At 44.9% G+C, this 332-nt stretch carries 1 protein-coding gene; it reads left to right on the top strand.

The features are described from left to right. Positions 1-149: 149 nt before the first annotated feature. The coding region (locus tag MiSe_RS50055; RefSeq protein ID WP_226595078.1) for a hypothetical protein at positions 150-332 on the top strand (183 nt) is incomplete at its 3' end.

The raw sequence follows: 332 nt of genomic DNA, 5'->3' as shown, positions 1-332 counted from the left end.
ATTTATGAAAAACGATCCGCAATCTTGTCGGGACACGGCATCAGAAATATTCTGGAGCCATCAAAATTTGATGATTGCCGTGTCCCTACCCGAATTTATGAAAAACGATCCGCAATCTTGTCGGGACGCATCAGAAATATTCTGGATAAATGAAAATTGTACGCTCGCCGTGTCCCAATGCTGCCAACCCGAAGAAAAATCGTCGGCAATCTTGTCGGGACACGGCATCAGAAATATTCTGTCCAAGTGAAAATTGTACGCTCGCCGTGTCCCTACCCGAATTTATGAAAAACGATCCGCAATCTTGTCGGGACACGGCATCAGAAATATTC

Origin of the sequence: Microseira wollei NIES-4236 (genome assembly GCF_020521235.1) — a bacterium.
Lineage (GTDB): Bacteria > Cyanobacteriota > Cyanobacteriia > Cyanobacteriales > Aerosakkonemataceae > Microseira > Microseira wollei.
The sequence above is the reverse complement of the archived record's forward strand: the minus strand, read 5'-3'. Positions and strand labels throughout refer to the sequence as shown.